This window comes from Pannonibacter phragmitetus (genome assembly GCF_050510895.1).
GTDB lineage: Bacteria > Pseudomonadota > Alphaproteobacteria > Rhizobiales > Stappiaceae > Pannonibacter > Pannonibacter phragmitetus_B.
This window is the reverse complement of sequence record NZ_JBNINT010000001.1, coordinates 1,461,761-1,475,910: the sequence shown is the minus strand read 5'-3', so window position 1 is coordinate 1,475,910 and position 14,150 is coordinate 1,461,761. Positions and strand designations below refer to the sequence as shown.

Below are 14,150 nucleotides of genomic sequence, written 5' to 3'. Positions count from 1 at the left end.
AGCGCCTTTACCCCGAAACTCCGGCCAAGTTCAATTGGCAGCCGGGATTCATGATGCCCTGCGGATCGATTGCCGCCTTGATGGAAGTCAGAAGCTGACGGCGCTCAGGCTGGAGGCGCGCCTCGAAATCGGGCTTCTTCAGCCGGCCGATCCCGTGTTCGGCGCTGATCGAGCCGCCAAAGCCATCCAGAACGGCGTTGAGCACGCTCTTGGCTTGATAGATCCGTGTATCCGCCTCTTCCCTTGAGAGCCCGGTTGGCGGCAGCACGTTGAGATGCACGTTGCCATCCCCCACGTGTCCATAGGAAACGCAGGTGCAATCGGGCAGCGCCGCATGGATGGCGGCTTCCGCCTCGCGCACGAAATCCGGCACGTGTGATAGGGGCACGGACACATCCGTGCGCAGATGCCGCCCGCGCTTCGCCTGCCCCTCGTTCATGCCCTCGCGGAAAAGCCAGAGATTGCGGGCCTGCGCCTGCGAAGCGGCAACCACCCCGTCCACCACAAGCCCATCTCCCATAACCCCTTCAAGAAAGCGGCTCATCAGATCGTCCACATCGACAAGGCCCGACCCGGAAATTTCCATGAGCACATAGGCCGGATAGTCAGCCGCCATGGGCATGGGCAGGTCCGGGATGGCCTCCTGCGCCAGGGTGAAAGCCAGCGGAGGCATGAACTCAAAGGCCGACATCAGGTCACAGCAGTCACGCCTTGCGCGGCGGTAGAGGCGGATGGCATCGTCAAGCGCATTCAACCCCAGCAAAGCGGTGGCCACCTGCTCCGGCTGCGGCAAGAGCTTCACCGCCACGGCGGTGACAATGCCGAGCGTGCCTTCTGCCCCGATGAAAAGCTGTTTCAGGTCGATGCCCCGGTTGTCCTTGCGAAGGGCGGAGAGGCCGTCGAAAATGCTCCCGCCCGGCAGCACCACCTCTAGCCCCAGAACCAGTTCCCGCATCATTCCATAACGCAGCACGTTGATACCGCCGGCATTGGTGGCAACATTTCCGCCAATGCGGCAGGAGCCCTGCGCCCCCAGCGCCAGCGGGAAGAACAGTCCCGCTTCCGCCACCTTGTCCTTGAACTCCGACAGCACCGCTCCAGCCTCGACCACGGCAGAAAAATCATCCGCATCGAGACGGCGGATGGCGGTCATCCGCTCAAGGCTCAGCACCACCTGACCAGCAGGATCATCCGGCGTTGCCCCAAGCACCAGTCCGGTGTTCCCGCCTTGAGGCACGATGGAAAGCCCAAGCGCTGCAGCAGCCTTGACCGCCTGCGCCACCTCCTGCGTGGAGCGTGGCCGCAGCACGGCAACGGCACCGGTTTCCACATCTCCGTGCCAGTCCCGGCAGTAGCGGGCCACATCAGCACCTGTCAGCACCATGTCTGCGCCAAGCGCCGCCGCCAGCTTCGCCGCAACGCCTGTATGCCCTGCCTCAGGCTGATCTGTTCCCTCGGGAAGATCCATCACATCCATCATTCTTCCGGTCCCGTATGCAGCACAAGCCGTTGTGCAGGCCTCCGCCACTGGCGCCCTGTGCGGACAATCACTCTGGCTGTTTTCAAATCCATCATATAAGGTTATCAGACAACCTTACAAATGGTTTCCGCACCCTGCCGAGCACCGGTCCGGCAGCATTGCGGATGGAGGAAAGGCAGCGCCAAAAGGGGCTGCAGTGGAGAATCTGGAGGAGAGAGCACATGCATGTTCTGATCATTGGTGCAGCTGGAATGGTGGGCCGCAAGCTGGCCGAACGTCTGGCAAAGGATGGCCAGCTGGGCGGCAAGACTGTGAACCGGATGACGCTGGCCGATGTTGTCGAGCCCTCCACTCCCGCCGGCTTTTCCGGTCAAGCAACGCTGGAGACGGCAGACCTCTCCGTGCCCGGCACCTCGGAGCGGCTGATTGCGGGCCGCCCGGACGTGATTTTCCATCTTGCCGCGATCGTCTCGGGGGAAGCCGAGCTTGATTTCGACAAGGGCTACCGCATCAACCTTGACGGCACGCGCTATCTCTTCGACGCCGTCCGCCTCGCCCACGGGGTAGACGGATACTTCCCGCGCATGGTCTTCACCTCGTCAGTCGCCGTCTTTGGTGCGCCCCTGCCCTATCCCATCTCCGACGACTTCCACACCACGCCGCTGACAAGCTACGGCACGCAAAAGGCCATCTGCGAGCTGCTGCTGTCGGACTATTCCCGCCGCGGCTTCTTCGATGGTGTAGGCATCCGCCTGCCGACGATCTGCATCCGCCCCGGCAAGCCGAACAAGGCCGCCTCCGGCTTCTTCTCCAACATCCTGCGTGAGCCGCTCATCGGCCTGGAAGCCGTGCTGCCCGTGCCGGAGGACATCCGCCACTGGCACGCCTCGCCCCGCTCTGCCGTTGGCTTCCTGCTGCATGGCGCCACCATCGACACCGGCCTCGTCGGCCCGCGCCGCAATCTGTCCATGCCCGGCGTCAGCGCCACGGTGGGCGAGCAGATCGAGGCTCTAAACCGCATTGCCGGTGAGAAGGCCGTTAAGCTGATCCGCCGCGAACCGGATGAAATGATCATCCGCATGGTCTCCGGCTGGGCACCCGGCTTCGAGGCGACCCGAGCCACGGCACTTGGCTTCACCGCCGAGACGTCCTTCGACGAAATCATCCGCGTCCACATCGAGGATGAGCTGGGAGGCAGCATCGCATGAGCGGTGACAGCAAGCCCGCCCGACGGCTGCGCTCGCAGGACTGGTTCGACAACCCGGACCACCTCGACCTGACAGCACTCTATCTGGAGCGTTTCATGAATTATGGAACGACGCCGGAAGAGCTGCGCTCGGGCAAGCCCATCATCGGCATTGCCCAGTCCGGCAGCGACCTCAACCCCTGCAACCGCCATCACATGGAGCTGGCCAAGCGCGTTCGCGATGGTATCCGGGATGCTGGCGGCATTCCCATCGAGTTTCCGACCCATCCGCTGTTCGAGAACTGCAAGCGCCCGACTGCGGCACTGGACCGGAACCTTGCCTATCTGGGGCTGGTGGAAATCCTCTACGGCTATCCCCTGGACGGGGTGGTGTTGACCACCGGTTGCGACAAGACCACGCCCTCAGCGCTGATGGCCGCATCCACCGTGGATATTCCAGCCATTGTCCTGTCCGGCGGGCCGATGCTGGATGGCTGGCATGACGGGGAGCTGGTGGGCTCAGGCACCGTCATCTGGCGCTCCCGGCGCAAATATGGCGCGGGCGAAATCACCCGCGAGCAGTTTCTGGAGGCGGCGCTGAGCAGCGCCCCTTCCATTGGCCATTGCAACACAATGGGCACGGCGCTGACCATGAATTCCATGGCCGAAGCGCTTGGCATGTCGCTGACCGGCTGCGCCGCCATTCCCGCCGCTTACCGGGAGCGCGGCCAGATGGCCTACCGCACCGGACGCCGGGCTGTGGAACTGGTTCTGGAGGATATGCGCCCCTCCAAGATCCTGACACGTGAAGCCTTCCTCAATGCCGTGCGGGTGAACTCCGCCCTCGGCGGCTCCACCAACGCCCAGCCGCACCTGATGGCCATGGCCAAGCATGCAGGCGTTGATCTCAGGCCCGAAGACTGGCAGCTGCATGGCTATGACATTCCGCTTCTGGCCAATGTTCAGCCCGCCGGCGCCTATCTCGGCGAGCGTTTCCACCGGGCGGGCGGCGTTCCGGCCATCATGTGGGAACTGATGCAGGCAGGCAAACTCGACACCGGCTGCCTCACCGTTACGGGCCGCAGCATGGGCGAGAACCTTGAAGGCTGCGAGGCCACCGACCGCGAGGTCATCCACCCCTACAGCGCACCGATGAAGGAGCGCGCCGGGTTCCTCGTGCTCAAGGGCAATCTCTTCGACTTCGCCATCATGAAGATGAGCGTCGTCTCGGAGGACTTCCGCAAGCGCTATCTCAGCGAGCCCGGCCGCGAAGGCATCTATGAAGGCAAGGCCGTGGTCTTTGACGGTTCGGAGGATTACCACGCGCGCATCAACGATCCCACGCTCGGCATCGACGAGCGCACCATCCTGGCAATCCGGGGCGCAGGTCCGCTGGGCTGGCCGGGGTCGGCGGAAGTGGTCAACATGCAGCCGCCCGATCATCTGCTGAAGCGCGGCATCACCAGCCTGCCGACCATTGGCGATGGCCGCCAGTCCGGCACCGCCGACAGCCCGTCGATCCTCAACGCTTCGCCCGAAAGCGCCGCGGGCGGTGGTCTCGCCTTTCTGCGCAGCGGCGATACGATCCGCATCGACTTCAACACCGGCCGCTGTGACATGCTGGTGGACGAAGCGGAAATCGAGCGCCGTAAGGCTGAAGGCATCCCGCCGGTACCGCCTTCAGCCACGCCCTGGCAAAAGATCTACCGCGAAACGGTCACCCAGCTCGCCGATGGCGCCACCATCCGCGACGCCGAAACTTTCCGGGGCCTCGCCGCCACACCGCCGCGTCACAACCACTGACGCGGCAGGCTGCGGGCCACATCAGTCCGCATCAGTCCCGCTGCACCGGGGACGATCTGTGCCCGGTGCAGCGAAGTCTGTGATCGGAATATCCGGACGGAAGCCAACAGGTACCTGGCCTTGAAACCGGCTTTCGCGCCAATCAGCAAATCGGGGCGCAAAACTGACGTCATGCCAATCACTTAAACCGGCACATCATCCTGTTTCACCGGAATTTCAAGACCTCTCTCCAAGAGATTCCGGACGCTACGTCAGATTGAAAAACCCGGCAGGAAAACGTCCTTACCGCGGACCCGGCAGCGGAATATCATCCAGCGTGAGGCCCGACTGGCGCAGCCAGACGAAAGCGGCAAAGACGATGGTCGTTACCACGGTGTTCCACATGACCACCCGCCACATGCGGTGGCGCGCCGGGGCGCTTTCCACGGTACCGGGAACAACCTCCCCTCCTCCGCCTGCGTGCGCACCCCGAACGGCAGCGCGGCGAAGAGGAGGATCCACCACATCATGAAATAGACAGCAAGGCCGTAGGTAATCGACATCACAGGTCCTTCAGGCTTGTTCGAGTTCGGTCAGGGTGCCGAGAAAATCCTTCGGGTGGAGAAACAGCACCGGCTTGCCATGGGCACCAATCTTCGGCTCGCCATCGCCCAGTACGCGGGCGCCCTTGGCCAGGAGCTGATCGCGCGCGGCCAGAATGTCATCCACCTCATAGCAGACATGATGAATGCCGCCGGACGGGTTCTTTTCGAGAAACTTCAGGATGGGAGAGTTTTCGCCGAGCGGCTCCAGCAGCTCGATCTTGGTGTTGGGCAGATTGATGAAGACTGTCGACACGCCATGATCCGGCTGCGGCACTTTGGCCGAGACATCCGCCCCCAGCGTGTCGCGGTAGACTGCAGTGGCAGCGTCAATGTCACTGACGGCAATGGCCACGTGGTTCAAGCGTCCGATCATCTTTCCTCCTTCGCCCGGCGGGCATGTTCTCTCACAGCCCGCCACACGCCAGCGTGTATCAGCGGGCCCTCTCCCAAGGGCCCGCATCCGCTATCATACGCGGGAGACAAGCACCTTGCAGAGCGTCTTCTTGCCCCAGACGTCGTTGACGCTGGAACGCACGGAGCGGCGCACTGCTTCACTCACCAGATCAGGGTCCTTGCGGCGGGCCTTCGGAATGCTGCCGAAGGCGCCATGCACGGCCTTGATGACGATCTCCTCCATCTCGTCGCCTTCATCATCCATTTCGGGAATGCCGAAGAGCGCGACGGCGGGATCATCCAGAAGATCGCCGGTCTTGTTGATCACCAGCGACACCACAAGAGCTCCGGCAAAGGCCAGCTTGCGCCGCTCCTTCACGCCCGTCTCCTCCGGGTCCCCCATGATCCTGCCATCCACCACCGTGATGCCGAACGGCGCTTCATCGATGACTTCGGCACGCCCCGGCGCCAGGCGGATGATGTCGCCGTTTCCGGCCACCACAACCGACTTGATCTTCTGCGAGCGGGCAAACTCGCCATGGGCTGCAAGATGGAACGGTTCGCCGTGAACGGGAACCACCACCTTTGGCTGAAGCAGCTTGTAAAGCTCCGCCAATTCTCCCTGCCGGGGATGGCCGGAGACGTGCACAAGCCCATCCCTGTCTGTGACGATCTCAACCCCGGACTTCGCCAGATTGTTGACGATGGCGCCAACTTCCTTCTCGTTGCCCGGAATGGTGCGGGCGGAGAAGATCACCACATCGCCCTTCGACAGGGCAATATTGCGGTGCTCTCCCGCCGCAATGCGGGCAAGAGCGGCACGAACCTCGCCCTGCGAACCGGTGCAAAGCAGCACCGTCTTCTCGCGTGGCAGGAAGCCGTAGCTGTCCTCATCAAGGAATGGTGGCAGGTGGTCCAGATAGCCAAGCTCGCCAGCCACCTCGATCACCCGGCGCATGGAGCGGCCGACGACGACAAGGTTGCGCTCTGCGGCGGCAGCCGCTTCGGCAATGGCACGGATGCGGGCAACGTTGGACGAGAAAGTGGTCACGGCGACGCGATGCTTCGCCCGCTTCATGATCTTGGTCAGTTCGCCGGCGACATCACCTTCAGAGGGGCTGAAGCCTTCCCTGTAAGCGTTGGTGCTGTCGCACACGAGGGCTGTAACCCCTTCCCGGCCAAGTTCGGCCAGACGGTCGAGATCAATCGGCTTGCCGATGCCCGGTGTCCGGTCGATCTTCCAGTCACCGGTATGCACCACCATGCCTTCCGGGAAGCGCAGCGCAAGCGCGCAAGGCTCGGGGATGGAGTGGGACATGGCGACGAGCTCGACGTCGAAGGCACCTATCTTCAGCCTGTCGCCCTGCTTGACGACAGTGACCGGCACTTCTTCCGCACCCGGCTCGCTCTCGATCTTGGCTTCCAGCAAACCTGCAGTAAATGCAGTGGCATAGACCGGAACCCTCAGATAGGGCCACAGGTGCATGATGCCGCCGTAGTGATCTTCATGCGCATGGGTGATCACCATTCCGGCGATCCGGTTCCGTTCGCTCTCCAGGAAGCGGATGTCCGGCAGAACCAGATCGATGCCCGGCAGGTCAGGGCCTGCAAAAGTGACGCCGCAATCCACGATCAGCCACGTGCGGTCGCCGTCCGGGCCGTAGCCATAAAGGCCCAGGTTCATTCCGATTTCGCCAACGCCGCCAAGCGGCAGGAAGACGACTTCGTTGGCATCCGCCATACGGTGTGCTCCTTGCATATTCACGTCCGCCCGGTTTTGCGGTGCGGTCAACCATTGGTTCCGAAGAAAACATCTCCGGCCGAAATTGTCTTTTTGCTGCCGTTGTCAAGCACCAGCACCATCTGGCCGCGCTCGTCGATTTCGGCAAAGCGTCCTTCTATCAGCTCTTCGCCCATTCGAACGGCAATCTTCTCGCCCAGCCGCAACGCCCGTTTCATCCAGGCCTCACGCACAGGCTCGAAGCCATCGCGCTGCCAGTGACCGAGCCAGAGGGCAAACTGTTCCGCCAGCCGCTCGAACATCAGTTCCGCAGATACACGGAAGCCGAGAGCTGTCAGGTCCGTCGTGGCATAGGCTTCAATCGCCGGATGCGCCGCGACATTGACCCCAAAACCGCAGACGACCCCGGTACGGCCGCCGCTCAACGGTTGGGCTTCCAGCAGGATGCCTGAGAGCTTGCCTCCATCCACCAGAAGGTCGTTTGGCCATTTGAGCCTTGCAAGACCTATGGAGCCAACCGCCCGGTCCACCGCCTCTGCAAGGGCAACCGCAGCCACCATCGGCAGCTCACCCAGCCGGTCGCGCGGACCCGGATCAATCAGAAGCACCGTGGCAAAGAGATTGCCCTTCGGCGACATCCAGGCACGCCCGCGGCGCCCGCGTCCGCCAGTCTGAACATCAGCCAGCACCCAAAGACCACCAGCTTCCCCTGCCCGCCCCAGTTCCATGGCGCGGGTATTGGTGGACTCCAGCGCAGAGTGCCTTTCAAAACGGAAGCCCGGTGCGCAAGGCACCGGGCCAAAATCTTGCAATGTCTCGCTCATGCGGCTCAGAACAGGCTCTTGGCCGCAGCCGTAGCCACCGGCACAAAGCTGGAAGCTCCGGCGAAGAAGAACAGCACGCCAATGCTGGACAGGCCCAGCACGACCCGCAGTTCCACCGGCATCGGCTCGAACTTCTCTGCAGGCTCATCAAAGAACATCACCTTGATGACACGCAGATAATAGTAGGCACCAACGACCGAAGCGACCACACCGATGATCGCCAGCGGATAGAGCCCCGCCTCGACGGCTGCGGAGAACACATACCACTTGGCGAAGAAGCCGATGAACGGCGGCAGACCGGCCAGCGACCACATGATGCAGGCCAGCAGGATTGCCATCGGCAGGTTGGACTTCCACAGGCCGGACAGTTCGCTGATCTCTTCGACCATGCCCGACTTGCGGCGCATGGAGAGGATGCAGGCGAAGGCGCCGAGGGTCATCACCAGATAGGCTGTCATGTAGACGATGACGCCCATCACGCCCTCTTCCGTGCCGGAGGCAAGACCAACCAGCGCATAGCCCATGTGGCCAATGGAGGAATAGGCCATCAGGCGCTTGATGTTGGTCTGGCCAATCGCGGCAAAGGCACCCAGCACCATGGAGGCGATGGAGACAAAGACCACGATCTGCTGCCAGTCATGCGCAACCGGCTGGAACACGTCGATGACGACACGAACCAGAAGGCCCATGGCTGCCACCTTCGGAGCAGCTGCAAAGAAGGCGGTGACCGGCGTCGGCGCGCCCTCATAGACATCCGGCGTCCACATGTGGAACGGCACGGCGGAAATCTTGAAGGCAAGGCCCGCGAGCATGAACACGAGACCAAACACCAGACCGGCGGAAGCCCCTCCTTCGTCAGCACCGCTGCGATCTCGGGGAAGCCGACCTGGCCGGTGAAGCCGTAGACCAGCGAGATGCCATAGAGCAGCATGCCCGAGGACAGGGCACCCAGCACGAAGTACTTGAGGCCTGCCTCCGTGGAGCGCACGGAATCACGGTTGATCGCAGCGACCACGTAGAGCGCAAGGCTCTGCAGTTCGAGGCCGAGGTAGAGGGCGATCATATCATTAGCCGAGAGCATCAGCATCATGCCGACAGTGGCCAGCAGGATCAGCACCGGATACTCGAACCGGTCGAACGACTGGCTCTTGGCATAGGCCCAGGACATGGCGATGGCGAAGAACGAGCCGATCAGCACCAGCTGCTTCATGTAGAAGGCAAAGCCATCCAGAATGAAAGCGCCGTTGAAGGTCGTCCCGAGCTGGGCGCCGTAGGGCAGCACAAAGAGCGCTGCCGCTGCGACAAGACCCATTGCCATGCCGTTGACGAGGAAGCTGATCTTCTTGCCGCCAAAGGCGCCAATCATCAGCAGCACGAGAGCACCCGCAGAGAGGAAGATCTCCGGCAGTACGGGCAGAAGGTCGGGCAATTGAGTGGTTTCAGACATTGCGCGCGTCTTTCGTCCAGTCGGGATCAGTGGCTGGCGGCGGCAGCAGCGGGAACATGTTCCACCAGCGCCGGGCCAGCCGCCTCAATGGCAGCATTATAATTGGTGATCAGGGCTTCGACCGAGGCCGTCGTGACATCAATGATCGGCGACGGATAGAAGCCGAAGAAGATGGTCAGAACGACGAGCGGCACAAGAAGCACCTTCTCGCGGAGGTCCAGATCCAGGATCGACTTCAGGCTCTCCTTGTCCAGCGCGCCAAAGACGACGCGGCGGTAGAGATAGAGCGCATAAGTCGCCGAGAGGATCACGCCGGTGGCTGCGAAGAAGGCAACCCAGGTGTTCGCCTCAAAGGCACCCATCAGTGTCAGGATTTCACCGACGAAGCCACTGGTACCCGGCAGGCCCACATTGGCCATGGTCAGGATCAGGAAGATTACCGCATAGACCGGCATCCGGTTGACAAGGCCGCCATAGGCCGAAATCTCGCGGGTGTGCATACGGTCATAGATCACGCCGACGCAGAGGAAGAGCGCGCCGGAGACAATACCATGCGACAGCATCTGGAAGATCGCGCCCTGGAGGCCCTGCATGTTCATCGCGAAGATGCCCATGGTGACGTAGCCCATGTGAGCGACGGACGAATAGGCGATGAGCTTTTTGATGTCTTCCTGCGCCAGAGCCACCAGCGAGGTGTAGATGATGGCAACGACGGAGAGAGTGAACACCATCGGCGCAAACATTTCGCTCGCCAGCGGGAACATCGGCAGCGAGAAGCGCAGGAAGCCGTAGCCACCCATCTTCAGCAGCACGCCGGCCAGGATCACCGAACCGGCGGTCGGCGCTTCCACGTGGGCGTCCGGCAGCCAGGTGTGCACCGGCCACATCGGCATCTTCACCGCGAAGCTGGCGAAGAAGGCAAGCCATAGCCACGTCTGCGCATTCTCCGCAAAGGGATGGCGCATCAGAGCGGCAATGTCGGTGGTGCCAGCCGTCCAGTACATGGACATGATGGCCACCAGCATCAGGACGGAGCCGAGCAGCGTGTAGAGGAAGAACTTGTAGCTGGCATAGACGCGGCGCTTGCCGCCCCACACGCCGATGATGAGGAACATCGGCAGCAGGCTCGCCTCGAAGAAGACGTAGAAGAGCACCAGATCCAGCGCGCAGAACACGCCGATCATCATCGTTTCCAGAATGAGGAAAGCGATCATGTACTCCTTCACACGCTTCTGCACGCTCTCCCAGGAGGCTAGGATGCAGAAGGGCATGAGGAACGTCGTCAGGATGACGAAGAGCATCGAGATGCCATCGACGCCCATGCGGTAGCCGATGTTGCCGCCCAGCCATTCCTTGCTCTCGACAAGCTGGAAGCCCGGGTTGGCGTAGTCGAAGGCGCCCCAGATGAACAGCGACAGGATGAAGGTGAAGATGGTGGTGACCAGCGCAACCATACGGATGTTACGCTTTGCCCCGTCATCATCTCCCGGCACCAGGAGAATGGCCAGCACACCTGCCAGCGGCAGGAATGTGGTCAGTGTCAGGATCGGCCAATCGATCATCAGTGCGCTCCCCGCCGGTCGAAACGCCGGTGAACATCGACCAGGTGACGAGCGCCGCCACACCGATCAGCATCGCAAAAGCATAGTGGTAGAGATACCCGGTCTGCAGGCGCACGACCCAGGATGTGACATTCTGGACGCGGGCTGCAACGCCATCGGGGCCGTAGCCATCGATGATCTTGCCATCACCCTTCTTCCAGAGCTGGCGGCCGATCCACATGGCCGGACGCACGAAGATGAAGTTGTAGAGCTCGTCGAAGTACCACTTGTTGAGCAGGAACTTGTAGAGCCCCTCATGCTCGGCAGCCAGGCGCTTGGGCGTCTCGGGCGAGCGGATGTAGAAGTACCAGGCGGTCGTAAGGCCAAGCACCATCATGACGAAGGGCGAAACCTTGACCCACTTCGGCACCTCATGGATGGCGTGCAGGATGTGGTTCTCGGCACCGGTGAACAGCGCGCCCTTCCAGAAGGCGTCGTAGGCTTCGCCAGCAAACTGGCTGAAGAACACCATGCCCGCCAGGACCGCACCGATCGACAGAATGAAGAGCGGAGCCAGCATCACCATCGGCGACTCGTGGACATGCTTCATGACATCCACAGGCGCACGCGGCTTGCCGTGGAAAGTCATGAACGTCAGACGCCAGGAGTAGAAGGACGTCAGGCCTGCGGCCGCAACGGTCATCCAGAAGCCATAGAGCGCGAACGCATTGGCATGCTCACCGGACGAAGCGGCATAAGCGGCCTCAATCACCAGATCCTTGGACAGGAAGCCGGCCAGACCAATGTGCGTGAGTGGAATGCCGACACCCGTGAGGGCGAGCGTGCCGATGAACATGGTCCAGTAGGTGAACGGGATATGCTTGCGCAGGCCGCCCATCTTGCGCATGTCCTGCTCGTCCGACACGGCATGGATGACCGAACCGGCGCAGAGGAACAGAAGCGCCTTGAAGAAGGCGTGCGTAAACAGGTGGAACACCGCAATCGAGTAGGCCCCGACGCCGAGCGCCACGAACATGTAGCCAAGCTGCGAACAGGTCGAATAGGCGATCACGCGCTTGATGTCGTTCTGCACGAGGCCGACCGTCGCGGCAAAGAAGGCGGTCGTGGCACCGAAGAAGGTGACAACCGTCAGCGCCGTATGGGACAGCTCGAACAGGGGCGACAGACGGGCGACCATGAAGACACCGGCGGTCACCATCGTGGCCGCGTGAATGAGCGCCGACACCGGGGTCGGGCCTTCCATCGCGTCCGGCAGCCAGGTGTGCAGCAGGAACTGCGCCGACTTGCCCATGGCGCCCATGAACAGCAGCAGGCAGACAACCGTCATTGCCGTATGCGCATCCAGCGGGTGCCCGAGGAAGTTCAGGACCGCCGCTCCGTGCTCAGCGCCCTCTGCCCCGTGGCCGCCAACGACGGACTGGGCATTGGCGAAGATTTCCGGCAGGTTGATGGTGCCGAACATCATGAAGATGCCGAAGATACCGAGCGCAAAGCCGAAGTCACCCACGCGGTTGACGACGAAGGCCTTCATGGCAGCTGCGTTGGCCGACGGCTTCTTGTACCAGAAACCGATGAGCAGGTACGAGGCCACGCCCACGCCTTCCCAGCCGAAGAACATCTGAAGCAGGTTATTCGACGTCACCAGCGACAGCATGGCGAAGGTGAAGAGCGACAGATAGGCAAAGAACCGCGAGCGGTGCGGATCGTGGTGCATGTAGCCGATGGAATAGACATGCACGAGAGCCGAAACCGTGTTCACCACCACCAGCATCACCACGGTGAGCGTGTCGATGCGCAGCGACCAGGCGACATTGAGCGCGCCAGAGGAGATCCAGCGCAGGACCTCGATCTCGACAAGCGCCGTTTCGCCGTAGCCGATGGTGAAGAAGGCAATCCAGGACAACACGGCAGAGGTGATCACCAGACCGCTGGTGATATACTCGCTTGCAGTATGCCCGATCACACGCCCGAAGAGACCGGCAATCAGGAAGCCGATCAGGGGCAGGAAGACGATCGCTGAATACAACATCCGTCCGTTACCCCTTCATCGCATTGATGTCTTCCACGGCAATGGAGCCGCGGTTGCGGTGGAACACGACCAGAATGGCGAGGCCGATGGCAGCCTCGGCGGCCGCCACGGTTAGAACCAGCATGGTGAAAATCTGGCCCATGAGATCGCCCAGGTGCGTGGAGAAGGCGACAAAGTTGATGTTGACGGCGAGGAGCAGAAGCTCCACCGACATCAGGATGACAATCACGTTTTTCCTGTTCAGAAAGATCCCGAAGATCCCGATCGTGAACAGGATGGCCGCGACCGACAGATAGTGCGACAGACCGATTTCCATGGGCGCCTCGCAGTGCTCCCTCGTTTACCCCGATCCGGGCAGAAGAGCATCAGATGCCCCTGCCCGGGTTTAAAACCGCGGTTTCCCGCGTCAAATGCCCTTGCCCGGCTCGACCTTGCGGATCTCGATGGCCGAGGCCTTGTTGCGCGCAACCTGAGCCGGAACGCTCTGGCGCTTGATGCCCTCACGGTGGCGCAGCGTCAGGACGATGGCCCCGATCATCGCAACCAGCAGCACAAGCCCGGCAACCTGGAAGAAGAAGATGTACTTGGTGTAGAGCACCTGGCCGATGGCCTCGATGTTGGACACCTGATCCAGCGCCGGGATCGGCTGTGACCCATGGCCCAGCAGCTCAGGCGCGATCACCCAGGCGCCAACGCCCATCAGCAGCTCGACCAGCAGGATCAAACCGACCAGTGCGCCCACCGGCATATACTGGAGGAAGCCCTGCCGCAGCTCGACGAAGTCAACGTCCAGCATCATCACCACGAAGAGGAACAGCACCGCCACCGCGCCGACGTACACGACGATCAGCAGCATGGCGAGATACTCGGCCCCCAGAAGGATGAACAGACCAGCCGAATTGACGAAGGCCAGAATGAGGAACAGCACCGAGTGCACCGGATTGCGCGACGAGATGACCATGAAGGCAGATGCCACGGTCACTCCGGCAAACAGATAGAAGAAGAGGGCTTTCAGGATCATGTCAGGACCTGCATGTCTCGGGCTCTTGCCTTTGGCTCAATAGCGCAACCCCGCCGGTTGGCCGGGTCACCTGCCCTGCC

10 protein-coding genes and 2 pseudogenes are annotated in these 14,150 nt (G+C 62.0%); 2 read left to right on the top strand and 10 right to left on the bottom strand.

Going from position 1 to position 14,150, the window contains the following annotated elements; translation table 11 throughout:
* Nucleotides 1–7 precede the first annotated feature (7 nt).
* Nucleotides 8–1,480 carry an FAD-binding oxidoreductase gene (locus tag ACQB61_RS06940; RefSeq protein ID WP_430512031.1) on the bottom strand — a complete coding sequence of 491 codons (1,473 nt, stop codon included), beginning with the start codon at nt 1,478–1,480 and terminating at the stop codon, nt 8–10.
* Between the two features lie 221 nt (nt 1,481–1,701).
* On the opposite strand from ACQB61_RS06940, the gene denD reads away from it, so the two are divergent.
* Entirely contained in the window at nt 1,702–2,688 is a 987-nt protein-coding gene (gene denD / locus ACQB61_RS06935; RefSeq protein WP_430512030.1) for a D-erythronate dehydrogenase, read from the top strand.
* Nucleotides 2,685–4,469, top strand: coding sequence for an IlvD/Edd family dehydratase (locus tag ACQB61_RS06930; RefSeq protein WP_430512029.1), 1,785 nt, complete (start codon nt 2,685–2,687; stop codon nt 4,467–4,469). Before denD ends, ACQB61_RS06930 begins: the two co-directional genes overlap by 4 nt.
* Before the next feature lie 282 nt (nt 4,470–4,751).
* Here the strand turns inward: ACQB61_RS06930 and ACQB61_RS06925 are convergent.
* The 9 genes and pseudogenes from ACQB61_RS06925 to ACQB61_RS06885 all read right to left on the bottom strand — a co-directional run bounded on the left by ACQB61_RS06925 (nt 4,752) and on the right by ACQB61_RS06885 (nt 14,070).
* Nucleotides 4,752–5,011: pseudogene (locus ACQB61_RS06925) on the bottom strand (DUF1467 family protein).
* Nucleotides 5,012–5,021: 10 nt separating this feature from the next.
* Nucleotides 5,022–5,426: a methylmalonyl-CoA epimerase gene (mce, locus tag ACQB61_RS06920; protein WP_430512028.1), complete on the bottom strand. Its 405-nt coding sequence runs from the start codon at nt 5,424–5,426 to the stop codon at nt 5,022–5,024.
* 93 nt (nt 5,427–5,519) lie between these two features.
* Nucleotides 5,520–7,187 carry a ribonuclease J gene (locus tag ACQB61_RS06915; protein ID WP_430512027.1) on the bottom strand — a complete coding sequence of 556 codons (1,668 nt, stop codon included), beginning with the start codon at nt 7,185–7,187 and terminating at the stop codon, nt 5,520–5,522.
* A gap of 47 nt (nt 7,188–7,234) precedes the next feature.
* Nucleotides 7,235–8,011 (bottom strand): biotin--[acetyl-CoA-carboxylase] ligase, encoded by a 777-nt coding sequence (locus ACQB61_RS06910; RefSeq protein ID WP_430512026.1) that lies wholly within the window; start codon nt 8,009–8,011, stop codon nt 7,235–7,237.
* 5 nt (nt 8,012–8,016) lie between these two features.
* Nucleotides 8,017–9,458, bottom strand: a pseudogene (nuoN, locus tag ACQB61_RS06905) (NADH-quinone oxidoreductase subunit NuoN).
* A 26-nt stretch (nt 9,459–9,484) separates the two neighbouring features.
* On the bottom strand, nt 9,485–11,020 hold the full coding sequence (locus ACQB61_RS06900) for an NADH-quinone oxidoreductase subunit M (protein WP_430512025.1): 1,536 nt from the start codon (nt 11,018–11,020) through the stop codon (nt 9,485–9,487).
* Nucleotides 10,938–13,046, bottom strand: a complete 2,109-nt coding sequence (nuoL, locus tag ACQB61_RS06895) for an NADH-quinone oxidoreductase subunit L (protein WP_430514316.1) — start codon at nt 13,044–13,046, stop codon at nt 10,938–10,940. The genes ACQB61_RS06900 and nuoL overlap by 83 nt, the downstream gene beginning before the upstream one ends.
* A 10-nt stretch (nt 13,047–13,056) precedes the next feature.
* Nucleotides 13,057–13,365: an NADH-quinone oxidoreductase subunit NuoK gene (gene nuoK, locus ACQB61_RS06890; protein ID WP_019964668.1), complete on the bottom strand. Its 309-nt coding sequence runs from the start codon at nt 13,363–13,365 to the stop codon at nt 13,057–13,059.
* Nucleotides 13,366–13,455: 90 nt separating this feature from the next.
* Nucleotides 13,456–14,070, bottom strand: a complete 615-nt coding sequence (locus ACQB61_RS06885; RefSeq protein ID WP_334249922.1) for an NADH-quinone oxidoreductase subunit J — start codon at nt 14,068–14,070, stop codon at nt 13,456–13,458.
* Nucleotides 14,071–14,150 lie beyond the last annotated feature (80 nt).